Annotated in this window: 24 protein-coding genes and 1 tRNA gene; 4 read left to right on the top strand and 21 right to left on the bottom strand. The window is 69.7% G+C overall.

The window, feature by feature from the left end; genetic code table 11:
• Nucleotides 1-2 precede the first annotated feature (2 nt).
• The 7 genes from mmsA to QSK36_RS00210 form a co-directional block, all read right to left on the bottom strand.
• On the bottom strand, nt 3-1,532 hold the full coding sequence (mmsA, locus tag QSK36_RS00240; RefSeq protein WP_285780907.1) for a multiple monosaccharide ABC transporter ATP-binding protein: 1,530 nt from the start codon (nt 1,530-1,532) through the stop codon (nt 3-5).
• Nucleotides 1,533-1,582: 50 nt separating this feature from the next.
• Complete coding sequence (gene chvE, locus QSK36_RS00235; protein WP_183544163.1) at nt 1,583-2,701, bottom strand: multiple monosaccharide ABC transporter substrate-binding protein; 1,119 nt, start codon at nt 2,699-2,701, stop codon at nt 1,583-1,585.
• Nucleotides 2,702-2,776: 75 nt separating this feature from the next.
• Nucleotides 2,777-3,775 carry a galactofuranose ABC transporter, permease protein YjfF gene (gene yjfF, locus QSK36_RS00230; protein ID WP_285780906.1) on the bottom strand — a complete coding sequence of 333 codons (999 nt, stop codon included), beginning with the start codon at nt 3,773-3,775 and terminating at the stop codon, nt 2,777-2,779.
• Complete coding sequence (locus QSK36_RS00225) at nt 3,772-4,818, bottom strand: ABC transporter permease (RefSeq protein WP_183544167.1); 1,047 nt, start codon at nt 4,816-4,818, stop codon at nt 3,772-3,774. Before QSK36_RS00225 ends, yjfF begins: the two co-directional genes overlap by 4 nt.
• Nucleotides 4,815-6,323: a sugar ABC transporter ATP-binding protein gene (locus tag QSK36_RS00220; protein ID WP_285780905.1), complete on the bottom strand. Its 1,509-nt coding sequence runs from the start codon at nt 6,321-6,323 to the stop codon at nt 4,815-4,817. Before QSK36_RS00220 ends, QSK36_RS00225 begins: the two co-directional genes overlap by 4 nt.
• A gap of 75 nt (nt 6,324-6,398) precedes the next feature.
• Entirely contained in the window at nt 6,399-7,394 is a 996-nt protein-coding gene (locus tag QSK36_RS00215) for an ABC transporter substrate-binding protein (RefSeq protein ID WP_285780904.1), read from the bottom strand.
• Between the two features lie 74 nt (nt 7,395-7,468).
• The gene (locus tag QSK36_RS00210; RefSeq protein WP_285781431.1) at nt 7,469-8,455 is read right to left on the bottom strand and encodes a LacI family DNA-binding transcriptional regulator; all 987 of its coding nucleotides are present in this window, start codon (nt 8,453-8,455) and stop codon (nt 7,469-7,471) included.
• Nucleotides 8,456-8,709: 254 nt separating this feature from the next.
• On the opposite strand from QSK36_RS00210, the gene QSK36_RS00205 reads away from it, so the two are divergent.
• Nucleotides 8,710-12,495, top strand: coding sequence for an alpha-L-arabinofuranosidase family protein (locus tag QSK36_RS00205; protein ID WP_285780903.1), 3,786 nt, complete (start codon nt 8,710-8,712; stop codon nt 12,493-12,495).
• 226 nt (nt 12,496-12,721) lie between these two features.
• On the opposite strand, the gene QSK36_RS00200 is transcribed toward QSK36_RS00205, so the two are convergent.
• The 8 genes from QSK36_RS00200 to QSK36_RS00165 form a co-directional block, all read right to left on the bottom strand.
• Nucleotides 12,722-13,702, bottom strand: coding sequence for a LacI family DNA-binding transcriptional regulator (locus tag QSK36_RS00200; RefSeq protein WP_285780902.1), 981 nt, complete (start codon nt 13,700-13,702; stop codon nt 12,722-12,724).
• Nucleotides 13,703-13,936: 234 nt separating this feature from the next.
• A complete protein-coding gene (locus tag QSK36_RS00195) occupies nt 13,937-14,797 on the bottom strand; it encodes a DMT family transporter (RefSeq protein WP_285780901.1) in 861 nt (286 codons plus the stop codon).
• Nucleotides 14,798-15,019: 222 nt separating this feature from the next.
• Nucleotides 15,020-15,811, bottom strand: a complete 792-nt coding sequence (locus tag QSK36_RS00190; protein WP_285780900.1) for a dienelactone hydrolase family protein — start codon at nt 15,809-15,811, stop codon at nt 15,020-15,022.
• 160 nt (nt 15,812-15,971) lie between these two features.
• Nucleotides 15,972-16,634, bottom strand: coding sequence for an SRPBCC family protein (locus QSK36_RS00185; RefSeq protein WP_183544174.1), 663 nt, complete (start codon nt 16,632-16,634; stop codon nt 15,972-15,974).
• Nucleotides 16,635-16,707: 73 nt separating this feature from the next.
• Complete coding sequence (locus tag QSK36_RS00180; protein WP_285780899.1) at nt 16,708-18,069, bottom strand: CynX/NimT family MFS transporter; 1,362 nt, start codon at nt 18,067-18,069, stop codon at nt 16,708-16,710.
• A gap of 155 nt (nt 18,070-18,224) precedes the next feature.
• The gene (locus QSK36_RS00175) at nt 18,225-18,611 is read right to left on the bottom strand and encodes a hypothetical protein (protein WP_182902674.1); all 387 of its coding nucleotides are present in this window, start codon (nt 18,609-18,611) and stop codon (nt 18,225-18,227) included.
• On the bottom strand, nt 18,608-18,961 hold the full coding sequence (locus QSK36_RS00170) for a hypothetical protein (RefSeq protein ID WP_285780898.1): 354 nt from the start codon (nt 18,959-18,961) through the stop codon (nt 18,608-18,610). The genes QSK36_RS00175 and QSK36_RS00170 overlap by 4 nt, the downstream gene beginning before the upstream one ends.
• A gap of 75 nt (nt 18,962-19,036) precedes the next feature.
• Nucleotides 19,037-20,131 (bottom strand): carboxylate-amine ligase, encoded by a 1,095-nt coding sequence (locus QSK36_RS00165; protein WP_285780897.1) that lies wholly within the window; start codon nt 20,129-20,131, stop codon nt 19,037-19,039.
• 145 nt (nt 20,132-20,276) lie between these two features.
• Between QSK36_RS00165 and QSK36_RS00160 the strand changes: the two genes are divergently transcribed.
• Complete coding sequence (locus QSK36_RS00160; protein WP_285780896.1) at nt 20,277-21,662, top strand: Dyp-type peroxidase; 1,386 nt, start codon at nt 20,277-20,279, stop codon at nt 21,660-21,662.
• Nucleotides 21,663-21,678: 16 nt separating this feature from the next.
• Here the strand turns inward: QSK36_RS00160 and QSK36_RS00155 are convergent, their stop codons facing one another.
• From QSK36_RS00155 to QSK36_RS00135, 5 genes are all read right to left on the bottom strand, one after another.
• Nucleotides 21,679-21,945, bottom strand: coding sequence for a hypothetical protein (locus QSK36_RS00155; RefSeq protein WP_221264546.1), 267 nt, complete (start codon nt 21,943-21,945; stop codon nt 21,679-21,681).
• Between the two features lie 152 nt (nt 21,946-22,097).
• Nucleotides 22,098-22,170: transfer RNA gene (locus QSK36_RS00150), tRNA-Ala, on the bottom strand.
• Between the two features lie 91 nt (nt 22,171-22,261).
• A complete protein-coding gene (locus QSK36_RS00145; RefSeq protein ID WP_183544177.1) occupies nt 22,262-22,897 on the bottom strand; it encodes a histidine phosphatase family protein in 636 nt (211 codons plus the stop codon).
• Between the two features lie 25 nt (nt 22,898-22,922).
• Nucleotides 22,923-23,327, bottom strand: a complete 405-nt coding sequence (gene rsfS / locus QSK36_RS00140) for a ribosome silencing factor (RefSeq protein WP_139576244.1) — start codon at nt 23,325-23,327, stop codon at nt 22,923-22,925.
• 131 nt (nt 23,328-23,458) lie between these two features.
• Nucleotides 23,459-23,980: a winged helix-turn-helix domain-containing protein gene (locus QSK36_RS00135; RefSeq protein WP_183544179.1), complete on the bottom strand. Its 522-nt coding sequence runs from the start codon at nt 23,978-23,980 to the stop codon at nt 23,459-23,461.
• A gap of 70 nt (nt 23,981-24,050) precedes the next feature.
• Between QSK36_RS00135 and QSK36_RS00130 the strand changes: the two genes are divergently transcribed.
• Entirely contained in the window at nt 24,051-25,247 is a 1,197-nt protein-coding gene (locus QSK36_RS00130; RefSeq protein WP_285780895.1) for an MFS transporter, read from the top strand.
• On the opposite strand, the gene nadD is transcribed toward QSK36_RS00130, so the two are convergent.
• Nucleotides 25,210-25,821: a nicotinate-nucleotide adenylyltransferase gene (nadD, locus tag QSK36_RS00125; protein WP_285780894.1), complete on the bottom strand. Its 612-nt coding sequence runs from the start codon at nt 25,819-25,821 to the stop codon at nt 25,210-25,212. The genes QSK36_RS00130 and nadD overlap by 38 nt on opposite strands.
• A 114-nt stretch (nt 25,822-25,935) precedes the next feature.
• Between nadD and QSK36_RS00120 the strand changes: the two genes are divergently transcribed.
• Nucleotides 25,936-26,946 (top strand): M48 family metallopeptidase, encoded by a 1,011-nt coding sequence (locus QSK36_RS00120; protein ID WP_406540702.1) that lies wholly within the window; start codon nt 25,936-25,938, stop codon nt 26,944-26,946.
• The last annotated feature ends 47 nt before the right edge of the window (nt 26,947-26,993 follow it).

The following is a 26,993-nucleotide window of genomic DNA, read 5'->3' as shown; positions in this document are numbered from 1 at the left end:
AGCTACTCCTGTCCCTTGGTCATGAGATACATGAGGCGTTCCTGCGTGGCCTCCTCGCGCGGCACCTCGCCGGTGACGCGCCCCTCCGAGAGCGTGTAGATACGGTCGCAGAGGCCGAGCAATTCGGGCAGCTCAGACGAGATCACCAGCACGGCCTTGCCCTGCTCCGCCAGACGGTTGATGATCATGTATATCTCGTACTTGGCGCCGACGTCGATGCCCCGGGTCGGCTCGTCGAGGATCAGCACGTCCGGCTCGGTCAGGATCCACTTGGAGAGCACGACCTTTTGCTGGTTGCCGCCGCTCAGCTTGCCGACGACGCTGTCCACGCCGGGCGCCTTGATGTTCATGCTCCCGCGGAACTGCTGGGCGACGCGGTATTCCTCGTACTCGTTCACCCAGCCGCGCCTGGACAGGCCCTTGAGCCAGGCCGCGCTGATATTGCGCTTGATGTCCTCGATCAGGTTGAGGCCGTACCTCTTGCGGTCCTCGGTGGCGTAGGCGACGCCGTGCCTGATCGCGTCCTGCACGGTGCGGATCTCGATCTGCCGGCCGCCCTTGAAGATCCTGCCGGAGATGTGCACGCCGTACGTCCGCCCGAACACGCTCATCGCCAGTTCGGTGCGCCCGGCGCCCATCAGCCCGGCCAGGCCCACGATCTCACCACGCCGCAGCATGAGCGAGGCCCCGTCGACCACCTTCCTGCCGGGCTGGCTGGGGCTGTAGACCGTCCAGTCCTCGATGCGGAACGCCTCATCGCCGATCGCCGGCGTGCGCGGCGGGAAGCGGTTGTCGAGGGCGCGGCCGACCATCCCGGAGATGATGCGGTCCTCGGTCACGCGGTCGGCGGCCATGTCCAGCGTCTCGATCGTGTGCCCGTCACGGAGGATCGTGACGGAGTCGGCGATCGCGGTCACTTCGTTGAGCTTGTGCGAGATGATCACGCACGTGATGCCCTCGTCCCTGAGCCCGCGCAGCAGGTCGAGCAGGTGGGCCGAGTCCTCGTCGTTGAGCGCCGCGGTCGGCTCGTCGAGGATGAGGAGCTTGACCTCCTTCGACAGCGCCTTGGCGATCTCCACGAGCTGCTGCTTGCCCACGCCGATGTCGGAGACCGTCGTCGTGGGGTTCTCGCGCAGGCCGACCCGCTTCAGCAGCTCGCCGGCCTCGTAGTTGGTGCGGTTCCAGTCGATGACGCCACGCGTGGCCCGCTCGTTGCCGAGGTAGATGTTCTCCGCGATCGACAGCTGCGGGCACAGCGCCAGCTCCTGGTGGATGATGACGATGCCGGCGTGCTCGCTGTCGCGGATGCCGCCGAACTCGCAGCGTCTGCCCTCGAAGGTGATCTCGCCGTCGTACTGGCCGTGGGGATAGACCCCGGACAGCACCTTCATCAGCGTCGACTTGCCGGCGCCGTTCTCGCCGCAGATCGCGTGGATCTCACCCCGCCGTACCGCCAGGTTGACGTCCTGCAGGGCCGTCACTCCGGGGAATGTCTTGGTGATCCCGCTCATTCGCAAGATGTGCTCGGTCATGTGCCCCCCGCTCAGGGAGGGCCCGGGGACTGCTCCCCGGGCCCGGATCCCTACTTGAGCTGGTCCTCGGTGTAGTAGCCGCTGCCGACGATGACGTCCTTGTAGTTGTCCTTGTCGACGACCACCGGGTCGAGCAGGTACGACGGGACGACCTTGTTGCCGTTGTCGTAGTCCTTCTCGTTGTTCACCTCGGGCTTCTGACCCTTCAGCACCGCGTCCGCCATCTTCACGGTCTGCTCCGCGAGCTTGCGGGTGTCCTTGAAGATGGTCGAGTACTGCTCACCCGCGACGATCGACTTGACCGACGCCAGCTCGGCGTCCTGGCCGGTCACGACCGGGTACGGCTGGCCGCTGGTGCCGTAGCCGGAGCTCTTGAGCGCCGACAGGATGCCGATGGACAGCCCGTCGTACGGCGAGAGCACGCCGTCGACCTTGGCGTCACCGGTGTAGGTCTTGGTGAGGATGTCCTCCATGCGCTTCTGCGCCGTGGCGGGGTCCCACCGCAGGATGGCGGCCTGCTTGAAGTCGGTCTGGCCGCTCTTGACCTTCAGCGTGCCGTCGTCGATCTTCGGCTTGAGCACCGACATCGCGCCGTTCCAGAAGAAGGTGGCGTTGTTGTCGTCGGGCGAGCCGCCGAACAGCTCGACGTTGAACGGGCCCTTCTTGCCGCTGTCGACGCCGAGGCCCTTCAGCAGCGAGGTCGCCTGCTGCACGCCGACCTTGAAGTTGTCGAAGGTGGCGTAGTAGTCGACGTTCGGGCTGTTGCGGATGAGCCGGTCGTAGGCGATGACCGGGATCTTGTTGTCCGCGGCCTCCTGGAGCTGCGAGGTGAGCGCGGTGCCGTCGATCGAGGCGATGATCAGGAGCTTGGCGCCCTTGGTGATCTGGTTCTCGATCTGGTTGACCTGGGTGGGGATGTCGTTCTCGGCGTACTGGAGGTCCACCTTGTAGCCGAGGCTCTCGAGCTGCTGCTTCACGTTGTCGCCGTCGTGGATCCAGCGCTCCGACGACTTCGTGGGCATGGTGACGCCGATCAGGGCTCCGGCGCTGCCTGCCCCGGAGGACGCGGACGCCTCGGTGTCCACCGTCTTCTCGCTGGAGCCGCAGGCCGTCATTGTCGCGGCGAGCGCGATGGCGGACACCACGCCCCCGATTCGTAGCAACCTCATATGCATCTCCTTGGTTGGGGGTCGCCGCACAGCTCGATGCGGCCGATAGAAGGGACTGGGAGACGTTTCTTCACGTCAAGGAGTTCGGCGGCGCGATCCACCGGAGAACACGCGCTGCAGGAGGATGAAGACGAAGAGCAGCAGACCAATGAAGATCCTGGTCCACCAGGAGCTGAGCGTGCCCTCGAAGCTGATGATCGTCTGGATCAGCCCCAGCACGAGCACGCCGAGCACGGTGCCCAGTAGGAAGCCGCTCCCGCCGGTCAGCAGCGTACCGCCGATGACGACCGCGGCAATCGCGTCCAGTTCCATGCCCACGGCGCTCAGTCCGTAGCCCGACAGCGAGTAGAAGGCGAACAGCAGGCCGCCGAGGGCCGAGCAGAACCCGCTGATGGTGTAGACCGCGATCTTCGTACGGGCCACCGGGAGACCCATGAGCAGGGCCGACTGCTCGCTGCCGCCGGTCGCGTAGACGTTGCGGCCGAGCCGGGTGTAGTGCAGCACGTACGCCGCGATCAGCACGACCACCACCGCGATCACCGCGCTCGGGGAGACCGACAGGTCGCCGCCGAGGTTGATCCGCGTCTGGGCGATGTCGGTGAACGTCGGGTTCTCGATCGGGATCGACTCGGTGCTGATCGTGTAGCACAGGCCGCGGGCCAGGAACATCCCGGCCAGCGTGACGATGAACGGCTGGATCTCGAAGTAGTGGATGATGGCGCCCATGGCCAGGCCCAGCACCGCGCCGATCACCAGCACCAGAGCCATGACCGCGTACGCCGGCCAGCCGTCCTTCAGCAGGCTGGCGCTCAACATCGTGGCGAGCGCGACCACCGAACCGACCGACAGGTCGATGCCGCCGGTGAGGATCACGAACGTCATGCCGACCGCGACGACCAGCAGAAACGCGTTGTCGATGAAGACGTTGAGGATGATCTGCCCGGTGGCGAAGTTCTCGTAGCGGATGCCGCCCGCCAGGAACATGGCCACGAACAGGCCCGCGGTCACCAGGACCGGGATGTACTTCGGCGGGACCGTACGGTGCAGGCCCACCACGTCGGTGATGCTCGTCATGCCGAGACCCTCACCTTCTCTTCGGCCGCCGGACGCGCCGCCATCGGGCGTCTGCGGCGGTGGAACACCTTCGTGCGGAAGGCCGGGGACTGGATCAGGCAGACGATCGTCACCACGAGCGCCTTGAACAGCAGCGTCGTCTCCGGCGGAACGCCGATCGAGTAGATCGTGGTGGTCAGCGTCTGGATGATGAGGGCGCCCAGCACGGTGCCGCTCAGCGAGAACCGGCCGCCGGACAGCGGGGTGCCACCGATGACGACGGCGAGGATCGCGTCCAGCTCGATCCACAGACCGGCGTTGTTGCCGTCGGCGCTGGAGACGTTCGAGCTGATCATCAGGCCCGCGATGCCGGCGCACAGCCCGCAGAACGCGTACACCGTCATGAGCACGCCGCGGGCGCTGATGCCGGCCAGGCGGCTCGCCTCGGCGTTGCCGCCGACCGACTCGATGAGCAGGCCGAGCGCCAGGCGCCGGGTGAGGAACGCGGTGAGCGCGAGCACGACCGCCACGATGATGATCCCGAACGGCAGCGTCAGCCAGTAGCCGCCGCCGATCAGCTTGTACGGCGAGCTGTTGATTGTGGTGATCTGGCCGTCGGTGATGAGCTGGGCCAGGCCGCGCCCGGCGACCATCAGGATCAGCGTCGCGATGATCGGCTGGATGCCGATGCCCGCGACGAGGAAGCCGTTCCACGCGCCGAGGACCACCGACAGCACCAGCGCGAGGCCCACGGCCCCGAGCACGCCGCCCACCGAGTTCTGGTCGGACAGGCCGCTGATGCGCAGGCAGGCCAGCGCGCCGGCGATCGCCACGACCGAGCCGACCGACAGGTCGATGCCGCTGGTGGCGATGACCAGCGTCATGCCGAGCGACACCAGGATCAGCGGCGCGCCGAACCGGACGATGTCGATCAGGCTGCCGTAGAGGTGCCCCTCCTTCATCTGGATCTTGAAGAAGTTGTCCGTGAAGATGAGGTTCAGTGCCAGCAACGCGACCAGGATGACCAGGGGCCAGAACAGGCGATGCTTCAGGATCCGGCTCATGATCGGGCTCCGCTCGCGATCGTCTCCGTCAGGGTGTCGGTCGTCAGCCCCTCGTTGTCCATCTGGGCGACCAGCTTGCGGTCGCGGAGCACGCCGACCTTGTGGCTGAGCCGCAGCACCTCCTCCAGTTCGGCGGAGATGAACAGCACGGCCATCCCGCCGTCCGACAGCTCGGCGACGAGGCGCTGGATCTCGGTCTTGGCGCCGACGTCGATGCCGCGGGTCGGCTCGTCGAGGATGAGCAGACGGGGCTCCAGGATGAGCCAGCGGGCCAGCAGCACCTTCTGCTGGTTGCCGCCGCTGAGGTTCCTGATGAGCTGGTCGGGATTGGCCGGGCGGATGTTCAGCGCGGCGATGTACTTGTCGACCAGCTCGTCCTGCTTGCGCCGGGGGATCGGCCTGGTCCAGCCGCGGGAGGCCTGCAGGGCGAGGATGAGATTCTCCCGGACCGTCAGGTCGGGGATGAGGCCCTCGGCGCGCCGGTTCTCGGAACAGAAGGCGAGCTTGCGGGCGACGGCCGAGCGCGGCGTGCGCAGGCTGACCTGCTCGCCGTCGATCTTCAGCGAGCCGGTGCCCGCGTGGTCGGCGCCGAACAGCAGCCGGGCGATCTCCGTACGGCCCGAGCCGAGCAGCCCGGCCAGGCCGACGACCTCGCCCTCGTGGATGGTGAGCGTGAACGGCTCGATGGCGCCGGCGCGGCCCAGCTCCTCGGCCTGCACCAGCGGCGCACCCTCGCCGGCCGGCGGGCGTTCCTCCAGCTTCTCGAGGTCGGCCAGCTCGCGGCCGATCATCTTGCCGATCAGATCGACCTGGCTCAGCTCGCTGGTGAGGTACTCCCCCACGAGCGTGCCGTTGCGCAGGATCGTCATCCGGTCGGAGATCTCGTAGATCTGGTCGAGGAAGTGCGAGACGAACAGGATCGCGATGCCCTGCTCCTTGAGCCTGCGCATCACCGTGAAGAGCTGGGCGACCTCCCCGGCGTCCAGGCTGGAGGTGGGCTCGTCGAGGATGAGAACCTTCGCGTCGATGTCGACCGCCCGCGCGATCGCGACCATCTGCTGGAGCGCCAGCGAGTACGACGACAGGGGCGCCGACACGTCGATGTCGAGGTCGAGCCGGGCGAGGAGCTCCTCGGCCCGGCGGCGCATCGCCTTCCATTGGATACGGCCGAGCCGACGGGGCTCACGTCCGATGAAGATGTTCTCCGCCACCGACAGGTTCGTGCAGAGGTTGACCTCCTGGTAGACGGTGCTGATGCCCGCCTGCTGCGCGGCGAGGGGGCTCGAGAAGGCGACCGGTCGGCCCTCCAGCTCGATCTCGCCGGCGTCGATGTCGTAGACGCCGGTAAGCACCTTGATCAAGGTGGACTTACCGGCGCCGTTCTCCCCCATCAGCGCGTGAACCTCGCCCGGCAGCAGCCGGAAGTCGACGCCGTCCAGTGCCTTCACGCCGGGGAACTGCTTGCCGATCCCGCTCATCCGCAGGATCGGCGCGGGTGCGGCCATGCGGCGCCCCTCTCATCCTCGTAACTCGTCGTCGCGGGTGAGGCCGCCCCCGTGACGGGGGCGGCCAGGAACCGATCAGTACTTGCGGTTGGGCAGGGCCTCCTTGGCCTGCTCCTGGGTGAAGGTGGTCTCCTCGGTGACCACACGCTGGGGCACCTGCTCGCCCTTGACGACCTTCTTGGCGAGGTCCATGAGCTGGGTGCCGAGCAGCGGGGAGCACTCGACGATGTAGTTGATCTTGCCGTCGGCGAGGGCCTGCATGCCGTCGTGGACCGCGTCAACCGTGATGATCTTGATGTCCTTGCCCGGAACCTTGCCCGCGCCCTCGATCGCCTCGATGGCGCCGAGGCCCATGTCGTCGTTGTGCGCGTACAGCACGTCGATCTTGGGGTTGGACTTCAGGAAGGCCTCCATGACCTCCTTGCCCTTGGCCCGGGTGAAGTCGCCGCTCTGCGAAGCGATGACCTTGAACTTCGGGTCGGCCGAGATGACCTGCTGGAAGCCGGCCTTGCGGTCGTTGGCGGGCGCGGAGCCGGTGGTGCCCTCCAGCTGGACGATGTTCACGTCGTCCTTGCTGTCCTTGTACTGGTCGACCAGCCACTGACCGGCCTTCTTGCCCTCTTCGACGAAGTCGGAGCCGAGGAAGGTCTTGTACAGGCTGGTGTCCTTGGAGTCCACGGCCCGGTCGGTGAGGATGACCGGGATCTTCGCGTTCTGCGCCTCCTTGAGGACGGTGTCCCAGCCCGACTCCACGACCGGCGAGAAGGCGATCACGTCGACCTTCTGCTGGATGTAGGAGCGGATGGCCTTGATCTGGTTCTCCTGCTTCTGCTGCGCGTCGGAGAACTTCAGCTCGACGCCCGCCGCCTTGGCGGACTCCTGGATGTCCTTGGTGTTGGCGGTGCGCCAGCCACTTTCCGCGCCGACCTGGGCGAAGCCCATGACGAGCTTTCCGTCGTCGGCGCCACCGCCGGACGAACCACCGCTGCCGCCGCTGTCACTGCTGCTGCAACCGGCCATCGTCAGGGCCGTGGCACCGGCCAGGATCAGTGCCGAGATCCTCTTCAACACTGGGGGGATCCTTTCTACCTGTTAGCGCTAACACCTAGGGCACAGCGCTGATCATCCAATGTGATTCCGTGCGGCTAGCGCGCGGCTGTGCTTCCCCTGAGCACGAACTGGGGAGGCACGACGAGACGCTCATGAGGCAGCCCCTCGCCCGACTCGATCTGCCGGAGCAGCACGTCGATGCTGCGCCTGCCTACGGCCCCGAAGTCCTGTCTGATGGTGGTGAGCGGCGGGGAGAAGAACTCCGACTCAGGGATGTCGTCGAAGCCCACGATGCTGATCTGCTCGGGGACCTTCACCCCCTCCTCCGTGAACGCACGCAGGAGGCCGAGCGCCATCTGGTCGTTGGCGACGAACACCGCGGTGACGTCGCCGGCCATGGCGGCGAGCTCCTTGCCGGCCCGGTAGCCCGATCGGGGGCTCCAGTCACCGGTCAGCGTGCCGGGGACGGGCCGCCCCGCGGCGGTCAGAACCGCGCGCCAGCCCTCGATCCGGCCCTCGGCCTCCAGCCAGTCCGCCGGGCCGCTGATGTGCCAGACGGTCTCGTGCCCCAGCTCGAGCAGGTGCGAGGTCGCCAGCCTGGCGCCCTCGACCTGGTCGACGCTGACCACGGAGACGTCGCCCTGGTGCCAGCCCTCGACGGCCACGGCGGGCATGCCCGCCGGCAGGTCGTCGAGCGCCCGGGCCGCCGACCGCTGCGGGGCGACGACGACGATGCCGTCCACGCCCTGCTCGGCGAGGTAGCCGATCGCGTCGTTCACGCCGGCCCTGTCGATGGTCCGCAGGCTCACGATGCTCACGAAGTAGCCCGCGTCCCTCGCCGCCTGCTCGATTCCGTATACCGTGCTTGCCGGGCCGTACAGCGTCGTGTCGAAGCTGACCACGCCCAGCGTGCGCGAGTGCTTGGTGACCAGAGCCCGGGCGACGAGGTTGCGGCGGTAACCGAGCTGGTCGATGGCCCGCATGACCCGGGTGCGGGTCTCGGCGCGGACGTTCGGATGGTCGTTGAGCACCCGCGAGACCGTCTGGTGCGACACTCCGGCCAGCCTGGCCACGTCGGCCATGACGGGCGGGCGGCGGTCGACGTTGGGTCCCACTGGCGCTCCTCTCAACTGCTTGGGAAGACTGTGAGCGTTAACACGACCCCCCGTCAAGGTGGTGGCCGATTACGGTCCGGTCACACCGAAACATCGCGTTAACGCCCTATTGACGGACATGCCGCATAGCCCTTAACTGGTGGCCGAATCCAGCTTGTTAGCGCTCACTTCGCGACCATCCCGTGATGTTAACGCTAACAGAAACCGGAGGAGCCCCCCGAATGAGCAGAAAGGCCTGGTCACTGGCCTTATCGGCGGCCATGGTGAGCGGTGTGGTGGGCGGCATGCTCTCCACCACGCCGGCTCAGGCCGAAACCGCCGACCCGATCCCCGCCGGTGCGTCCGTCGACCAGTTCGACACCGCCGCGCTCGGTCCCGACTGGCAGGTTCTCAACCCCGACAACACCCAGTGGTCCCTCGGCGAGCAGGCCGGCAGCCTGCGAATCCACTCGTTGAAGGGCGACACCTACCAGACCGACAACTCGGCCAAGAACATCTTCCTCATGGACGTCCCCGCCGGGGACTTCGAGGTCGTCACGAAGTTCAGCGCCCCGGTCGCGCTCGACTACCAGAGCGCCGGCATCTTCGCCTGGCAGGACTGGGACAACTACGTCCGCGCCGGTCTCGCGCACGTCGGCTCGTCCGGGGGCAACGTCATCGAGACCGACACCGAAGTGAAGGCGGCCTTCACCGCGGCCTTCGCGAGCCGCTCCGGATCCACGGGCGAGATCCTCAAGCTGACGAGGTCGGGCAACGAGTTCACCTCGTCCTACTGGGACGGCTCCGCCTGGGTGCAGGCGTCCAAGGTCACCGCCGCGCTGGACGTCAAGCAGGTCGGCCTGTTCGCGCTTTCCGCGCAGAACGGCACGCCGATCGCGGCCGACTTCGACTACTTCGCGGTCAAGGCGGCCGAGGGCAGGACGATCGTCCCGTCCGGCCCGTTCACGCTGCGCGCGGCCGGCTCCGCGCCGTACCTGTCGGCGGCCGAGGACGGGCAGGTGGTCGCCTCCGACGCCCCGGGCATGACGAGCCTCGCGGTCACCGCCGAGGACAGGGGCGACGGCACGGTCGCGCTCAAGGACCTGAACGGCAAGGGCTACCTGGGGGTCGCCGACGACTCCACGCTGCGCCTCGGCTCGACGGCTGGAGCGTTCCAGCTCCGCGACGCCGGCGGAGGCAAGGTGTACCTGTCGGCCGGGGACAGGCGAGTCGCGGTCAGCGACGGCAGACTCGTCGCCACGGGCCAGGACACAACGGCCCAGACCACACCAACACAGGGGACGAAGTTCCAGGTCGAGGGGTACGCCAAGGACGTCGGCGAGCTCAAGGTGGACACCACCGCCGCCGGCACCAAGGTCAGCCCCAACCTGTACGGCATCTTCTACGAGGACATCAACCACGCGGCCGACGGCGGCCTGTACGCCGAGCTGGTGCAGAACCGGTCCTTCGAGTTCAACTCGGTGGACAACCGGAACTACAACGGCCTCACCGCCTGGACCAAGGTCGGGCGCGGCGGCGCGGCCGGCACGGCCGCGGTGTCCGGCGATCAGCCGCTGAACAGTAACAACCGCAACTTCCTGCGGCTGGACATCACCAGCCCGGGCACCGGTTTCGGCGTGAGCAACGCCGGCTTCAACAAGGGCATCGCGGTCCAGGCCGGCAAGACCTACGACCTGTCGCTGTTCGCCCGGCGCACCGGCGGCGGCCCGATCACCGCGTCCATCGAGAGCGCCGACGGCTCCAAGGTGTACGGCACGGCCACGATCGACGCCCAGTCGGCCGACTGGAAGAAGTACACCGCGACGATCACCGCGAGCGAGACCACCGACGCGGCGCGCCTGGTCGTGCTGGCCGGCGGCGGCGGCCGGGCCGACCTCGACATGATCTCGCTGTTCCCGGAGGACACCTTCAAGGGCCGTCAGAACGGCATGCGCAAGGACATCGCCGAGACGATCGCCGCGCTCAAGCCGCGCTTCCTGCGCTTCCCCGGCGGCTGCGTGACCAACGTCGGCACCTACGACCCGTACTCGCTCAACCAGGACCGGCGCCGCATCTACCAGTGGAAGGAGACGCTCGGCCAGGTCGAGGAGCGGCCGACCAACTTCAACTTCTGGGGCTACAACCAGACGTACGGCATCGGCTACTACGAGTACTTCCAGTTCGCCGAGGACATCGGCGCCGAGCCGCTGCCGGTGCTGTCGGTGGGCGTCAACGGCTGCAACGAGAACCGGCCGCTGACCGACGAGGCCAAGCTCCAGCGGTGGGTCCAGGACACGCTCGACCTCATCGAGTTCGCCAACGGCCCGGCCGACTCCACCTGGGGTGCCAAGCGGGCCGCCATGGGCCACCCCAAGCCGTTCGACCTGAAGTACATCGGCCTCGGCAACGAGGAGATCTACACCGAGTTCTTCACGAACTTCCCCAAGTTCGCGAGCGCGATCCGGGCCGAGTATCCGAACATCAAGATCCTCTCGAACGCCGGCCAGACGTCCCAGGGCAGCTGGTTCGATCGCATGTGGCAGTTCGCGCGTGACCAGAAGGCCGACCTGGTCGACGAGCACTACTACAACGACCCGAGCTGGTTCCTGGCCAACAACCACCGCTACGACACCTACGACCGCAACGGCCCGCACGTGTTCGTCGGCGAGTACGCCTCGAAGGGCAACACGTACTGGAACGCGCTGACCGAGGCGTCGTACCTGACCGGCATCGAGCGCAACTCCGACGTCGTCGAGCTGGCGTCGTACGCGCCGCTGCTGTCCAACGTCGACTACGTCAACTGGACGCCGGACCTCATCTGGTTCGACAACGACCAGGTGTACGGCTCCCCCAGCTACTACGTGCAGCGCCTGTTCTCCCGCAACGTGGGCGACAGCGTGCTGCCGAGCACGTACAAGGCGAGCCCGCTCCCGGTCGACGACATCAAGGGCGCCATCGGCCTCGGCTCCTGGAGCACCCAGGTCAGCTACGACGACGTCAAGGTGACCGGGGCCGACGGCACGGTCCTGTTCGGCGACGACTTCTCGAACGGCACGGGCAAGTGGACTCCCGGCCAGGGAACGTGGGCGGTGCAGGACGGCGCGTACGTCCAGACGGCCAACGTGACCGACGCCCGCTCCACGGCCGGCTCGACGGACTGGTCCGACTACACGCTGGAGGTCACGGCACGCAAGACCGGCGGCGCCGAGGGCTTCCTGGTGATGTTCGGCGCGAAGGACACCGGCAACTTCTACTGGTGGAACATCGGCGGCTGGAACAACACCCAGTCGGCCGTCGAGAAGGCGACGAACGGCTCCAAGTCCTCGATCGCGACGTCGAGCACCACGGTCCAGACCGGTCGCGACTACAAGATCAAGATCCAGGTCTCCGGTCGCCACATCACCACGTGGCTGGACGGCCAGAAGATCAACGACTTCACCGACAACGCAGCCGTCGAGCCGCTCTACCAGGTGGTCTCGAAGGACAGCGACACCGGCGACGTGGTGATCAAGGCCGTCAACGTCCAGGACACCGCCGTGCGCAGCACGGTCGACCTCGGCACCGCCGCGATCGCGCCGAAGGCCCTCGTCACCTCGCTGACCGGTGACCCGGCCGCCGTGAACTCGCTCGCCGAGCCCACGAAGATCTCTCCGGTCGAGCGGGAGGTGAGCGGATTCTCCTCCGCCTTCACCTACGACTTCCCGGCCCGCTCGGTGACGTTCATCCGCCTCGGCAAGGACACCCGGGCCGGCACCACCGTCACCGCCCACGCGTCGCCCGAGCAGGTGAAGCAGGGCAAGAAGGTCCAGGTCCACTACAGCGTGGAGCCGGAGGGCGCGACCGGTGAGGTGACCGTGTCCGAGGGCGCGACGATCCTCGGCGACGGGACGCTCAACCCCGGCGGCCAGGGCAAGACCGAGCTCGGTCTCGACCTGCCGGCCGGCACGCACGAGCTCACCGTCTCCTACTCCGGCGACGCCCGCTTCCGGCCGTCGGCCACCACGGTGACGCTGGAGGTGAAGCCGTAACAAACGGCCGTCTGGGGTGCGCCATCGCCCCGGGCGGCTCCTCGCGAGCGGCGGCAGGCGTGGACACGCCTGCCGCCGTTCTCACCCGTGTCCGATCACCGAAGCGGGCAGGGCCACTCATGGGACGATCCGCACGGGGACGGTTGTTCCACGCGTCCCGCCGGGGGCCTAGACCGGCGGGACGCGGTCTTCCGCCCGGCTCGCTCGCGAGCGGGGCGGAAGCTTTTCAGGGGCTGACGCCGGTGCTCTCCCTCACCACGAGTTCGGGCTCCACCATGCGCCTGGCCTCGCCTTCCACCCCGGCGATGCGGTCGAGCAGGAGCTGGAACGCCTGCCGGCCGACCTCGCCGAAGTTCTGCCGTACGGTGGTCAGGGGAGGCCAGAAGTAGGCCGCCTCGGGGACGTCGTCGAACCCGACGACGCTCACGTCCTCGGGGACCCGCCGGCCCGCCTCCCGCAGGGCTCGCAGCACGCCCATCGCCATGTGGTCGTTGGCCACGAAGATCGCCGTCACGTCGGGCTCACGGGCGAGCCGCTTGCCGATCTCGTAGCCGGAGTGGGCGGTCCAGTCGCCGACCAGCGGCTCGGGAACCTCCCTGCCCTCCGCCTCCAGCACCGACCGCCAGCCGGCCACCCGGCCGCTCGCGTCGATCCAGTTGGGCGGGCCCGACAGGTGCCAGACGGTGCGGTGACCGAGACTGAGCAGGTGGCGGGTGGCGCGGGCGGCGCCGGCGTACTGGTCCACCGCCGCCACCGGCACCGGCAGATCGGTTCCTCCGCCGACGTCGACCGCCGGGAGGCCCGGGGGAAGGTGCCGGAGCCCCTCGGCGGCCGACTCGTGCGGCGCGACGACGATGACGCCGTCCACCGACTGGGACCGCAGGCGGTCGATTCCCCTGGTGATCCAGGTGCGGTTGAGCGCGGGCAGGCTGGCGATGCTGACCAGGTAGTCGCTGTCCCTGGCCGCCTGCTCGATGCCGAACAACGTGGAGGCCGGACCGTACAGGGTGGTGTCGAAGCAGACGACCCCCAGCACCCCCGAGCGGCCGGTCACCAGGACCCGCGCCGCCGAATTGGGCCGGTAGTCGAGCTCGCGGACCGCCGCGAGAACGCGCGCCCGGGTCTCCGGGCGCACCTTCTCCGGAGCGTTCAGCACTCTCGACACCGTCATCGCCGACACTCCTGCCAGCTCCGCGACGTCCTCCATGACCGCCGCCTTCGGGCGTTCGGTCGGGCTCTCTCCAGGCCGGACCTTCGTCATCCGCCGCGCCCCGCTCATTCTGATCAGGTTTCCCGAGTGTTTGCGATAACAGCAAGCCGTGTCAATACCGCGGTGACCATCGTCGCGTCACGAGCCATGCGAGGAACGTTCCGCCTGGTGACCGCGTACGCGCACTGCCCCCAGCTCATGGTATCGCTAACAGATCCTCCGGCTCCTGAGTTAGCGCGGGGCGCCGCGAAGTTCCCCCCTGGCGAGCCAGGCGAGGGCGCACAGAAGCACGATCGCCCCGCCCACCTGTACGGCGGACAGGCGCTCCCCCAGCAGCACGACGCCGATGACGGCGGCGACCAGCGGTTCGAGCAGGGAGAGGACCGCCGCCGTGGTGCCGCCGACGACGCGCAGCCCCGCGAAGAACAGCCCGTACGCGAGCGCCGTCGGCACGGCCGCCAGGTAGCCGAGCAGCAGCACGTTGGTCACGGTGTGCCCGGCGGGCAGCAGCCCTCCGGCGGCGGCGAGCGGGAGCAGGCAGGCCGCGCCCCCGGCGAACCCCCATACGGCCACGCCGGCGGCGGGCATCCGGCGGGTCGTGAGGGTGACGAGGGAGTAGGCCGCCGCCGACAGCAGCGAGTAGCCGGCGCCCGCCGGGGTGACCGTCTGCGCGCCTCCCGTGAGCATGGCCAGACCGGCGACGGCGAGCGCCGCGCATCCGAGGCCGGTACGGCCCAGCGGCTCGCCCAGGAAGACCCGGCCACCGGCCGCCACCAGGAGCGGAGTGGCGCCCATCGTGATCATCGTGGCGACCGCGACCCCGGCCTCGGCGATGGCCGCGAAGTAGGCCGCCTGGCACACCGCCATCGCCGGGCCGACGAGCAGCACCGCCCGCCAGGAGGGGCGGCTGCGGGCGACGGCGAGCAGGAGCGCCGCGCCGCAGGCGAAGCGCCAGAACGACACGGCGACGGGACTCAACTGTCCCGCGCCGTGCAGCAACGCCCCCGCCGCTCCCCCGGTTCCCCAGGCGACCGCGGCGGTGGACACGTAGACGAGACCCTGCCGTACGGACAGGGCTGGAGCATGGTTCATCGACGTCTCTCCAGTGAAAGGTGGGCCCGATTGCCGCAGGCGGGCAGGGGCCACCGGCCGGGCCGCCCGGGCCCGGCTCACCGGATGGCGCCGCCCGCTAGCGAGCGGGCGGCGGAGAGACGATCAATGCCACGCGGGCACCGTAACGTGTCCGCGCGTTCGGCCGCATCACCATTTAGGCACTTTCGGGGGTGCCGGTGCGCGCGGCGGGAGCCGGAAGGCTTAGTCTTGCATCGTGGCAGCCCGAGGCGAGGTCAGGTCGCCTCGGGCTGTCCGCTTCAAAAAGCCGAGGATGCGCGACCAGGCGTCGGCGCAGGCCTCGGCCAGCTCCGGGCGGCCCAGCTCGAAGAAGCTGTGCGGCGCTCCCGGATAGGTGACGAACTCGTGCGCCACCCCCGCGCCTTCCAGCGCCTCGCCGAACGCGCTCACCACCTCGGGGGAGATGCCCTCGTCCGCGCCGCCGAACAGTCCCAGGATCGGTCCGCGCAGCTCGCCCGCCATCTGGGTGGGGCCGGGGTTGCCGAACAGCACATCCGGATAGCCGTACAGGCCGATGGTGCCGGCGAGCCCGAAGGCCGGCCGGGCCGTCATGAACGCGAGCCTGCCGCCGAAGCAGAAGCCGAGGGAGACGATTTCCTCGTCGCTTTCGGCCCGCAGGTGTGCGGCGCCGGCGGCGATGTCGGCGAACAGCCCGTCCTTGTGCGCCTTGCCCAGGTGCTCCATGAAGGGGAAATCGTCGGTCCGCGGGTCGGTCCCGGCGGTACGCCCGAAATAGTCGATGGCGAGCGCGATGTGCCCCTGCTCGGCGAGCCGTTCTGTGAGGCGTTCATAGAATCCCGACAAGCCCCGGTTGTCCGGCAGGACGAGCACCGCAGGACCGGACGCGCGGCCGGGGCGGGCCAGATGAGCCGCGAAGTTCGCGCCGTCGGCCGAGGTCAGCACGAGGCGTTCGGACGTGACGGTCGTGATCGGAGAACCGTGGACGGGCGGCACGGCATCGGGCTCGTAGCACACGGGCGACATCCCTTTCGGTTGATTCGATGAGATACGCCCGAGAGGCTATAACATGGTTTTTCCATCGTATCAGGGCTAAATAAATTTCCGATTACTCGCATATAACGAATAGGCCCGTCTCTCGATTCACGAGAGACGGGCCTATTCGCGTGGTGCCTGATCAGATCACCGGACCGGGCGTGTCGCGCGGCGGCACCGGGCCGGCGCCGGGGGCGGGACCCGTGCCGGGAGCGGGCGGGATCGGGCCGGTGCCGGGCGGCGGCAGCGGCGTCTCGCGCGGATACTCGGGGTTCACGGTCCGGGGCGGCATCGGCTCGCCGATGTCGTAACCCGTGCCGAAGCCGCCGGTGCCCGTGCCGCCCTGCTGGTGCGGGCCGGGGACCTCACCGCGCCAGCCGCCGGTCTCGCCGCCGCGCGACTCGATGAACGTCTTGAAACGCTCCAGGTCGCCCTTGACGCGCATGCGGACGATCTGCAGGGCGTCCGCCGCCTTCTCCAGGAAGCCCTCGGGGTCGTACTCCATCTGCAGCGTGACCCGGGTCGTGTTGTCGTCGATCCGGTGGAAGGTGACGACGCCGGCCTGCCGCGGCGTGTCCACCGAGCGCCAGGCCACCCGCTCATCGGGGTGCTGCTCGGTGATCTCCGCCTCGAACTCACGGCGGACGCCCGCGATCTCGACGACCCAGTCGGTGCGCGTGTCGCCGATCTGCTTGACCGACTCCACGCCCTCCATGAACTCCGGGAAGCTCTCGAACTGCGTCCACTGGTTGTACGCGGTGCGGATCGGGACATTCACATCGACGGACTGTTCGATCGAGCTCATGCCTTCTCCTTCTCTCGTGGGTTTCTGCACTACGCCTGCCCCGAGAGATGGGCGTAAACCCAGGTGCGCGGCCTCAGCGGGTGGCCGACCTGCGGCGCTCGTCTCCCCGGCCCGCACCGTGCCGTCCTGCCGGGCGGGTCAGGCGCGGCCGGGCCGCCTTGCCCCCGTCGCCCGACCGCGCATGCCGCGCCTTCTCGGCCGACCGGCGCGTCCGTCCCGCGACGAGGTCGCGCACGCCCCGCGAGACGTGGTCGTCCCGCCGCCCAGTGGGCACGGACGACGTCTCGTCTTCCAGGGTGCGGTCGGCCGCCGCGTACCAGCCGGTCACCACCTGTACGGCGAGCGCGGCGAACAGCAGCCCGAACGGCAGCACCCACCCGCCGCTGACCTGGTGGAGCAGGCCGAACGTGATCGGTCCGGCGCCCGCGATGAGATATCCGGCGCTCTGCCCGAAGGCCGACAGCGCGGCGGTGCCCGCCGCCGTGCGGGTCCGCATGGCCAGCAGCGCCAGCGCGAGCGGGAACGTGCCCCCGCCGACGGCCACGAGGATCGACCATGCCCACAGCGCCTGCCCGGTGAGCAGGCCCGCGAAGCCGGCCGCGTAGAGGGCGGCGAAGGCGATCACCAGCGGGCGCTGTCCGGACAGCCGGGCCGCCAGGGCGGGCACCGCCATGGAGACGGGGATCCCGAGCCCGGTGAACACGGCGAGGACCAGGCCGGCCTGGCCGGCGGTGTAGCCGTTGTCCCGCAGCAGCAGCGGCAGCCAGCCGAACATCACGTACGCGATGAGCGACTGCGAGCCGAAGTATCCGGCCACGGCCCAGGCGAGCCTGCTGCGCAGGAGGCCGTCGGCTCCGGCCCTCGCGGATGTGTCGCGCCGCTCCGGCTCACCGCGCCTGAGCGCGAGCCACGGAATCGCGGCGACGGCGGCCAGGGCCGCCCACACCCCGAGTGCCATATGCCAGTTGCCTCCCGCGGCCTGCTGCACGGGAACGGTCGCGGCGGCGGCGACCATCGTCCCGGCCGCGAGCGCCGTCGAGTAGACGGTGGTCATCGCACCCGCCCGCCGGGGGAAGTGCCTCTTGATCAGCGCGGGGATGACGACGTTGCCGACCGCTCCGCCCGCCAGGGCGACCGCGCTCGCGGCCATGAACGGCACGGCCGAGTCGACGAGGGAGCGCGCGGCCTGCCCCGCCGCGAGCAGGACGATCGCGCCCAGCAGCAGCCGGTGCTCCCCCATCCTGCGGGACATGGCCGGCGTCAGGGCGCCGAACAGGGCGAAGCTCATCACCGGCAGCGTGGTGAGGAGCCCCGTCATCGCCCCTGACAGGCCCAATCCCGCGCTGACCTGGTCGAGGACGGTCCCCACGCTGGTCACCGCGGTGCGCAGGTTCAGCGCGGCGAGGGCGATGCCCCCGGCGATCAACCACGCCATCGATCCGCCTTGTGCTCTCCAAGGTGCTCGGAGCACGCCCCTCCGCGTCACGACGGCACTCATCGCCGCAACATCTCCCCTCATCGGGTCATCCTACGATTGACACCATACCAAAGCCCTCATCGCTCTCATTTGTTCCAGCTTCGGAGAACTCGTTACGAACGCCGGGCGCCGCGAAGCAGCCACAGGAGGCCGATCACGGGCAGCGCGAGCGGCACGTACCCATACCCGCTGCCGTACCCCGACCATACGGTGGCCTGCGGAAACGCGGCGGGGTCCGCCAGGCTCAGCGTGCCGACGACCAGCACCCCGGCCAGCTCGACCAGGCAGGCGGCGACCGCGACGCGCCGTGCGCCCCGGGCCAGCGCCACCGTGAGCACGATGTAGACCACTCCGGCGAACGCCGACAGCACGTACGCCAGCGGCGCCTCGGCGAACCTCGTGGCGATCTGCACGGCGGCGCGGGAGGTCGCGGCCAGCGCGAAGATCCCGTAGACGGCCACGAGCACGCGTCCCGGCCCTGTGCCGGAAGGGGCGCTCATGCGCCGGCGTTCCAGATCTGCAGCAGCCGCCCGGTCATGACGGCCACGGTGAAGGCGGCCACGGCGATGACCCCCGGGCCCCAGCGCGTACGCTCCGCCCGGCCCCACCACATGGCGGCGGGCGGGATCACCACGGTGCCCGCCAGGTAGCCGATGAAGGTCGCCTTGTCCGCCACGTGGCCGAGCCCGGCCAGCGCGAAGCCCGCCTGCGCGAGCACGGCGAGCTCCAGCAGTCCCAGCCCGGCCAGCAGCACCGGCCCCATCGGCCGATCCCGTACGGCGGTGACGACGCCGACAAGCGCCAGCAGCAGGGCGGCGCCGATCAGCCAGCCCGAATAGGCGCCGTTCATGCCGCGCTCAGGGCGGGGATCGCAGACATGGCCAGTAGGGTATCGGCCCGCACGCCCGCCCTGCCGCACGGCCTCCTAGCGCTGCCGGGTCTCCGCGAGCAGCAGGTCGACCGCGTCCTCCGGCTTCCCGTTGACCGCGTACGCCCCCCGCTGGCGCGAGGCGGAGCTGCCCCGGCGCAGCGCCGCGTCGGCGAGCTCCGAGACGATCTCCCAGTCGCCCAGCTCCTCCAGGGTCGGCCGCAGTTCCTCCAGCATCCCGGTGATGAGCCGCGGGGCCGGCTCGGGCCTGCTCGTCACCGGCGACAGCAGGTCGCCCTCCAGCCCGTCGCGGGCCGCCCGCCAGTTGGCGGCCCGCAGCAGCGCCAGGCGCTGCTCGCCGGCCGGCGGCTCACCCCGCTCCACGGCCTCCGTCTCCCTCGTCATGAGGGCGCGGAAGAGACCGGCGAGCAGCACCACGTCGTCCGCGAGCGGGCAGGAGTCGCAGATGCGCATCTCCACCGTCGGCACGTGGGCGCTCAGCCGCAGGTCGAAGTAGACCATGCCCCGGTCCTCGATGACGCCGGAGGCCACCAGGTCCTCGGCCGTCCTGTCATACTCGGCCGCGTCGGCGAACGGGCCGAGCGGACCCGCCGTCGGCCAGCGCTGCCAGGTCAGCGCCCGGCTGCTGGCATACCCGCTGTCCTCGTCCATCCAGTAGGGCGAGCTGGCGCTGAGCGCGAGAAGCGGGGGGAGCCACGCCTCCACACGCTGGGCGGCGAGCACCGCCACGTCCCTGTCGTCGATCTCCACGTGCACCTGCGCCCCGCAGATGAGCTGCTCCTGGGCGAGGAACCGGTAGGACTCCGACAGGTACTCGTAGCGCTCCCCCGGGGTGAACGTGTAGCCCTCGATGCCGGTGATCGGAGTCGTGCCGGAGGCGATCACGCCCACCCCCAGCGGCTCACCGGCCGACACGAGCGCCTGGCGCAGCCGCACGATCTCGGCCCGCACGTCGCCCAGGTCCTCCATCGGGGTGCTGTTGGTCTCCACCACCGAGCGCTGCAGTTCGGCCGCGAACCCCTCGTCCGGCAGCCGCTCCAGCATCGACTCCGCCAGCGGTGTCAGCCGCCGGGTCTCGAGATCGACGACAAGGAACTCCTCTTCAACGCCGACAGGCCGTCTCTTCGTCATGACCGGTCACTACCCCGGTGGTGCGGAATAGGCCTGACCTGGCCCGTTCTCGTCCAGGCAAAGTCGGAGCGCCCCGAACCTTTTCCATGGATGATGGCTCTTATCGGTGGGGGTCCGACATTTCCACTACGGGGAAGGATTCGACATGCCAGTCGACCTGTCCAACGGCAAACCGCTCGCATGGGATTCGGCGAAACTCGACGCCGACACCAAGGCGATGCTCGACAACCTGCAGCCGAACATCCTGCAGGCGCACGTACGGGAAAACATGTCCCTGCTGCTCGTGCACTTCGGCGACGGCCCGGACGGCAGGCGCTTCCTGCGCTCCCTCGTGCCGCTCATGAAATCGGCCAGGAAGCACCTGGAGGAGGTCCGCGACTTCAACCGCGCCAAGAAACCAGGCACGCCGTACGTGGGCGTCGGAATCAGCAAAATCGGCTATCTGAAACTGGGTGACTCCACCAGCAAATTCACCGACAACGCGTTCAAGTCGGGGATGAAACGGCGCAAGGACACGTTGAGCGACCCGGCGGTCGGCGCCTGGGAGAAGCACTACCAGGAGGAGATCCACGCGATCGTGCTGATCGGCGACGCCACGCCCGAGCCGGTCGCCGCCACCCGCGAGCGCGTCCTCGCGCTGCTGCCGAAGACCGCGAAGATCGTCGGCGAGGAGAAGGGCGAGGGCCTGCGCGACGCCCAGGGCCGGGGCATCGAGCACTTCGGCTACGTGGACGGCCGCAGCCAGCCGCTGTTCCTCGCCGACCAGGTGGCCGCCGAGTCCGGCACCAACTGGAACCCGTTCTTCCCGCTGAGCCACGTGCTCGTCCCCGACCCCCTCGCTCCCCACCCGAGCCGGCACTTCGGCAGCTATCTCGTCCTGCGCAAGCTGGAGCAGAACGTCCGCGCGTTCCGCGAGGCCGAGGAGGCTCTCGCCGACGCGCTCGGCCTGAAGGGGGACGACCGGCCGCTCGCGGGCGCGATGCTGGTGGGCCGGTTCCGCAACGGCACCCCGCTGCGGCTGCACGGCAAGCCGAGCTCCGAGGGCCACCCGGTGCAGAACGACTTCAGCTACCGCGACGACCCCGGGGGGAAGTGCCCGGTCGGCGCGCACATCCGCAAGGCCAACCCCCGCGACTCTCGGGACGGCGGCCTGGAGCGCGCACTCGGCGTGATGATGGCCCGGCGCGGCCAGACGTACGGCAGGCGCACCGACAAGCCGTGGGACGACGCGCCCGCGACGACCCGGCCGACCGGCGGGGTGGGCCTGCTGTTCATGGCGTTCAACTCCAGCCTGCAGGGCCAGTTCGAGTTCACCCAGCAGACCTGGGCCGACAACGCCGATTTCCCGGCCGGGGACACCGGCCACGACCCCGTGATCGGCCAGGGCAAGCGGGACGTCAAGGTGCGCTACCCGACGGCGTGGGGCAGCGCGAAGCTCAGCGCCCCCCAGCGCCAGGTCCCCCAGACCGTGACGATGAAGGGCGGCGAGTACTTCTTCATGCCGTCGCTCGCCTACCTCAAGAGCCTGTGATACTCCGACGCCCGCGTCAGGCGCGGGAGCGGCCGACGTAGACGTTCCGGGCCCGGTAGGAGGTGCTCGCGCTCGGGCCCGGGGAGCCGGACGAGCCCTCCATCTGAAGGTTGATGATCAGCAACATCGGCTTGCCGACGAAGCCACGGGCGTGGTGAACGGCCTTCCACTGGCCGTCGACGTAGTAGTGGATGTCCACGTCCGTGGCGCTCACCTTGGTGATCCACGCGCGGTAGGTGTGCCAGGAGCCGGGCGACGACACGCCCACGACCGTGCTGTCCACGTCGGATCGCGGGCGTGGACGGCGCCCGAGTGGTAGTGGACCGCCGGGTGCGGGTTCGCGGTGCCGGCGCCCTCGTCCCAGGTGATCCTGTGGCGGTCAAGCGGGACCGCAGGTCATGCGAGAGGCACGCGTGAAAGTTCCAGCCGTGTGGGTGGAGCTATGGGGACTCGAACCCCAGACCCCCTCCATGCCATGGAGGTGCGCTACCAGCTGCGCTATAGCCCCTTGCCACCGCCCCGGGTGTTCCCGGCGCGGCGCTCGGAGAGCATATAGGTATGCCCATCCGTTTACCTAATCGTCACCGGCCTCACGTGCCTCAACCGTCGGCGGTGGCGGCGGGGCTGTCGTCGCTGCTGATCGGCTCGGGGAGCGTCCCCGCGTTGTGCTCCAGCAGGCGCCAGCCGCGGCGGCCCTCCTCCAGCACCGACCACGAGCAGTTGCCCAGGCTGCCGAGCGCCGACCACAGCTCCTGCGGCAGCCCGAGCAGACGGCAGATGCCGAGCCGCAGCGCGGCTCCGTGCGAGGCGACGACCAGCAGGCCGTCCTCGGCGAGGCGGGACGCCCAGCGCCCGACGGCGTCGGCCACGCGGTCGGCGACGTGCGCCACGTCCTCGCCGCCCGGGGCCTCCCACGCCTCGTACTCGACCGGCCAGCCCGCCCTGATCTCGTCGCGGGTCAGGCCCTCCCACTCGCCGCCGCCGCGCTCGCGCAGGTCCTTGTCCACGGCCACGTCGAGACCGGTGAGCCGGCCGAGGGCCGAGGCCGTGTCGTAGGCGCGCCGCAGGTCCGAGGCGACGAGCATGGTCGGCCGCAGGGCCGCGAGCAGGGAGGCCGCCCGGGCCGCCTGCGCCATGCCGGTCTCGTCCAATGCGATGTCGGTGTGCCCCTGGAAGCGCTTCTCGACGTTCCAGAGCGTCTGCCCGTGCCGCAGGCAGACGACGCGACGGCTCATCGCGCCGCCCCGATGATGGCGTTCGTCACCGGGCCGCTCCGTGCCCGCGCTGCTCGGCGACCCGCTTGACGCTCTCCGGCAGCTCGATGGACGGGCAGTCCTTCCACAGGCGCTCCAGCGCGTAGAAGTTGCGGTCCTCCTCGTGCTGCACGTGCACCACGATGTCGAGGTAGTCGAGCAGGACCCAGCGGCCCTCCCGCTCGCCCTCACGGCGTACGGGCTTGGCGTCGGCCTCCACGCGCATGCGCTCCTCGATCTCGTCGACGACCGCACGGACCTGCCGGTCGTTGGACGCGGAGCAGAGAAGGAAGGCGTCGGTGATGACGAGCTGGTCGCTCACGTCATAGGCGATGATGTCGTCGGCCAGCTTCTCGGCGGCGGCCTCGGCCGCCACCCGCACGAGCTGGATCGATCTCTCGGATGCTGTCACGATTCGGTTCTGTCCTCCGTTGACGGGTTCTTCCAGGGTGCACAGTCCGCGTGTCCCGTACAACCGGCTTTCCCGGGGAGACCCTACCGGCACACCCTGTCGATTCCGGTGTTATGCCCGGGATCAGGAGTTCAACGTCCTTCAGAGCCCGCGGATTCCGTCAGGGGGAAGGCGGCGACAGTGGCTCCGACCCGGATCGTCCCCGGCGTACGGGGGGTCGCGGCGCCCTCGTGCAGGTCGACGATCGCGGCGAGGATCCTGCTGCGGACGTCGTTCCACAGCTCGGGATCGACCCACAGCTCGGCGTCGGCCGTCACCCCCTCCTCGCCCGCGCGCCGCCGCCCGGCCCGCTCGCGCAGCGACCGCGCCAGCGCCTCGGCGAGCAGCGGGAAGCCGTCCCGCTGCTCGGTCAGCGGCGTGCCCCCCGCCGCCCGGTAGCGGCGCTCCCGGCCGCCGCGCCGGACCCGTACGTCGGCCAGCTCGGCCAGCCCGGCGTCGTCCAGGCAGCGCAGGTGATGGCTGGCGAGGGCGTGTGAGATGCCCAGTTCGCGGGACAACTCGGCCGCCGACATGGGCGCGCCCCACATCAGCGAGAGCATGCGCAGCCGCACCGGATGCGCGAGTGCCCTGAGCCTGGGATCCGCCTCCGCCATGGCGGAAAGTTAACACCATCACAACCCCCAAGCATTGACTTGGGGGTTGGCTGCCGCGATGATCCCCGGCATGAGAGCCGCTCTCGCCGACCGCAACGCCCGCCGTTACCTGAGCGCCGTCGCGGTCTCCGGTTTCGGCACCACGGCCATGTCCCTGGTCGCGGGCATCTGGGTGAAGTCGCTGACCGGCTCCGACAGCCTCGCCGGCCTCACCGCGTTCTGCTTCTGGGCGCCGACGGCGGCCGGGCCCGCGCTCGGCGCGGCGGTCGACGTCCTCGGCGCCCGGCCCGTGCTCGTATGGACCAACGTCGTGATGGGGGCGGCGCTCTGCCTGCTCTTCCTGGTCAGCTCCCCCGCGCAGGCCTGGCTGCTGTTCGCGGTGCTCCTGCTGTACGGCGTGAGCTTCGTCGTGCTCGACGCGGCGGAGGCGGCCGTCCTGCCCGCCGCCGTGCCGGAGGCGATGCTGGCCGAGGTCAACGGGCTGCGCATGAGCGCGTCGGAGGGCACCCGCCTCGCCGCGCCCCTGCTGGGCGCCGGGCTGTTCGCCGCCGCGGGCGGCGACGCGGTGGTCGCGCTCGACGCGGCCACCTTCGCGGCCGGCGCCTGGCTGCTCGGCACGCTGCGCCTCCCGGCCGGCTCCGCACGGCGCGCCCGCGTGACGCGCGGCTGGGCGGCCCGGACGGCGGAGGGGGCGCGCTTCCTGTTCCGCGACCCGCTCCTGCGCCGCCTCACGCTGTCCGGGGCGGCGCTGATGCTGGTCTCCGGCGTCAACGGCGCGGTCGTCTTCGCCGTGGTCGACCACGGTCTGCACCGGCAGCCGGGCTTCACCGGCGTGCTGTCCGCGGTCCAGGGCGGCGGCACGGTCCTCGGCGGCCTGATCGCGGGGCCGCTGCTGCGCCGGGCCGGCGAGGCGCGGCTGTCCACCGCCGGAGGGCTCCTGTTCGCCGCCTCGGTGGCACTGCGCGCCGTCCCCTGGGAGCCCGTCGTGACGGCGGCGAGCCTGCTGTCGGGGCTGGGGCTGCCCTGGGTGCTGGTCGCCGCCTTCACCGCCGTACAGCGGATCGCGCCGCACGACCTGCTGGCCACCGTGTCCGCGACCGCCAACACCGTGCTGTTCGTCCCGACCGCTGTGGGGATGGCGCTCGGCGCCGGGCTCCTCGCCCTGACCTCCTACCGCCCCGTGCTGTACGCGGCGGCGTTCGCCGGCGTGCTCGCCGCGGGCGTGGGGGTCAGCTTTCCGGGTCGCGGTAGAGGCCGCGCTTGTTGATGTACTGCACGATCCCGTCGGGGACCAGATACCAGATGGGCTCCCCGGCGGCCACCCGGTCGCGGCACTCGGAGGAGGAGATCGCCAGGGCCGGGATCTCGATCAGGCTGACCTTGCCCGCGGGCAGGCCGGGGTCCTGAAGCGTGTGGCCGGGCCGGGTGCAGCCGACGAAGTGCGCGATGGTGAAAAGCTCGTCGACGTCGCGCCAGCTCAGGATCTGCGCGAGCGCGTCGGCGCCGGTGATGAAGTACAGCTCCACGTCCGGGCCGTACGCGGCGGCGATGTCACGAAGCGTGTCGATCGTGTACGTGGGGCCGGGCCGGTCGATGTCCACCCGACTGACCGAGAAGCGGGGGTTCGACGCGGTGGCGATCACCGTCATCAGGTAGCGGTCCTCGGACGAGGACACGTTCTGCTCGGCCTTCTGCCATGGCCGGCCGGTCGGGACGAACACCACCTCGTCCAGGTTGAAGTGGTGGGCCACCTCGCTGGCCGCCACCAGGTGGCCGTGGTGGATGGGGTCGAAGGTCCCGCCCATCACGCCCAGTCGCCGGATCGCCGTCCCGTTACGCATGAAACGGACGATAACGCGCCTAGCGGACCACACCGGAAACCGGCCCTCCCGTGACGGCCAGGGCTCCCCCGGACGTCCGCGCGCGTCCGGCCCGTGAGACATAGCATGCGGAACATGACCACTCCCGATCGCAATCGCGTGCAGCTGCCCGGCATCAGCTCGCGAGCCTACGAACACCCCGCCGACCGTTCCGCGCTCGTCGCGATGCGTTCGCTCTCCGGATTCGACGCGGTGCTCAAGCGCACGTCCGGCCTGTTCAGCGAGCGCCGGCTCCGGCTGATGTTCCTGGCCTCCGCGGTGCGGACGACCGACACCCAGTTTCGCGCCCTGCACGACATGGGCCGCGACAGCGCCTACATCCTCGACCTGCACCGCATCCCCGAGATCTACGTGCAGCAGGACCCGAAGGCGTACGCGATGGCGATCGGCTTCGACGAGCCGTTCATCATCGTCTCGACGGGGCTGCTCGACCTCATGGACGACGAGGAGCTGCGCTTCGTCATCGGCCACGAGACCTCGCACATCCTGTCGGGCCACGCCGTCTACGGCACGATGCTCGCGATCCTGACCCGCCTGGCCACCCGGGTGGCCTGGATCCCGCTCGGCTACATCGGTCTGCGGGTCATCGTCGCCGCCCTGGAGGAATGGCAGCGCAAGGCGGAGATGTCCGCCGACCGCGGCGGCCTGCTCGCCGGGCAGGACCCCGACGCCGCGCTGCGGGCGCTCATGAAGCTCGCCGGCGGCTCCCGCCTGCACGAGATGAACATCGAGGCGTTCCTCGACCAGGCCAGGGAGTACGACACCGCGGGCGACGTGCGCGACGGCCTGCTCAAGGTCCTCAACATGCTCGGCACGACCCACCCGTTCGCGGTGACCCGCGTCGCCGAACTCGACCGCTGGCGTCGCAGCGGAGAGTACGACCGGATCGTCGGCGGCACCTACCCGCGCCGCGAGGACGACGCGAACGCCAGCATCACCGAAGAGATCAAGGCGGCGGCCAACTCCTACCGCGAGTCGTGGGCGCAGTCGCAGGACCCCTTCATCGGCGTGCTGCGCGACGTCGCCGAGGGCGCGGTCAACGCCGGCGAGCGCATCTTCAACCGCTTCGCCCGGCGCGAGAACTGAGCCGCCAGAACTGAGCCGGCAGAACTGAGCTGCCAGAACTGAGCTGC

The organism is Microbispora sp. NBRC 16548 (genome assembly GCF_030268985.1).
Lineage (GTDB): Bacteria > Actinomycetota > Actinomycetes > Streptosporangiales > Streptosporangiaceae > Microbispora > Microbispora catharanthi.
The sequence above is the reverse complement of the archived record's forward strand: the minus strand, read 5'-3'. Positions and strand labels throughout refer to the sequence as shown.

Bases quoted from the DNA above. Each gene is read 5' to 3' on its own strand.
- mmsA (WP_285780907.1), bottom strand. From the start codon at position 1,532: ATGACCGAGCACATCTTGCGAATGAGCGGGATCACCAAGACATTCCCC.
- chvE (WP_183544163.1), bottom strand. From the start codon at position 2,701: ATGAGGTTGCTACGAATCGGGGGCGTGGTGTCCGCCATCGCGCTCGCC.
- yjfF (WP_285780906.1), bottom strand. From the start codon at position 3,775: ATGACGAGCATCACCGACGTGGTGGGCCTGCACCGTACGGTCCCGCCG.
- QSK36_RS00225 (WP_183544167.1), bottom strand. From the start codon at position 4,818: ATGAGCCGGATCCTGAAGCATCGCCTGTTCTGGCCCCTGGTCATCCTG.
- QSK36_RS00220 (WP_285780905.1), bottom strand. From the start codon at position 6,323: ATGGCCGCACCCGCGCCGATCCTGCGGATGAGCGGGATCGGCAAGCAG.
- QSK36_RS00210 (WP_285781431.1), bottom strand. From the start codon at position 8,455: ATGGCCGACGTGGCCAGGCTGGCCGGAGTGTCGCACCAGACGGTCTCG.
- QSK36_RS00205 (WP_285780903.1), top strand. From the start codon at position 8,710: ATGAGCAGAAAGGCCTGGTCACTGGCCTTATCGGCGGCCATGGTGAGC.
- QSK36_RS00200 (WP_285780902.1), bottom strand. From the start codon at position 13,702: ATGGAGGACGTCGCGGAGCTGGCAGGAGTGTCGGCGATGACGGTGTCG.
- QSK36_RS00195 (WP_285780901.1), bottom strand. From the start codon at position 14,797: ATGAACCATGCTCCAGCCCTGTCCGTACGGCAGGGTCTCGTCTACGTG.
- QSK36_RS00185 (WP_183544174.1), bottom strand. From the start codon at position 16,634: ATGAGCTCGATCGAACAGTCCGTCGATGTGAATGTCCCGATCCGCACC.
- QSK36_RS00180 (WP_285780899.1), bottom strand. From the start codon at position 18,069: ATGGCGTGGTTGATCGCCGGGGGCATCGCCCTCGCCGCGCTGAACCTG.
- QSK36_RS00175 (WP_182902674.1), bottom strand. From the start codon at position 18,611: ATGAGCGCCCCTTCCGGCACAGGGCCGGGACGCGTGCTCGTGGCCGTC.
- QSK36_RS00170 (WP_285780898.1), bottom strand. From the start codon at position 18,961: ATGAACGGCGCCTATTCGGGCTGGCTGATCGGCGCCGCCCTGCTGCTG.
- QSK36_RS00165 (WP_285780897.1), bottom strand. From the start codon at position 20,131: ATGACGAAGAGACGGCCTGTCGGCGTTGAAGAGGAGTTCCTTGTCGTC.
- QSK36_RS00160 (WP_285780896.1), top strand. From the start codon at position 20,277: ATGCCAGTCGACCTGTCCAACGGCAAACCGCTCGCATGGGATTCGGCG.
- QSK36_RS00145 (WP_183544177.1), bottom strand. From the start codon at position 22,897: ATGAGCCGTCGCGTCGTCTGCCTGCGGCACGGGCAGACGCTCTGGAAC.
- QSK36_RS00135 (WP_183544179.1), bottom strand. From the start codon at position 23,980: ATGGCGGAGGCGGATCCCAGGCTCAGGGCACTCGCGCATCCGGTGCGG.
- QSK36_RS00130 (WP_285780895.1), top strand. From the start codon at position 24,051: ATGAGAGCCGCTCTCGCCGACCGCAACGCCCGCCGTTACCTGAGCGCC.
- nadD (WP_285780894.1), bottom strand. From the start codon at position 25,821: ATGCGTAACGGGACGGCGATCCGGCGACTGGGCGTGATGGGCGGGACC.
- QSK36_RS00120 (WP_406540702.1), top strand. From the start codon at position 25,936: ATGACCACTCCCGATCGCAATCGCGTGCAGCTGCCCGGCATCAGCTCG.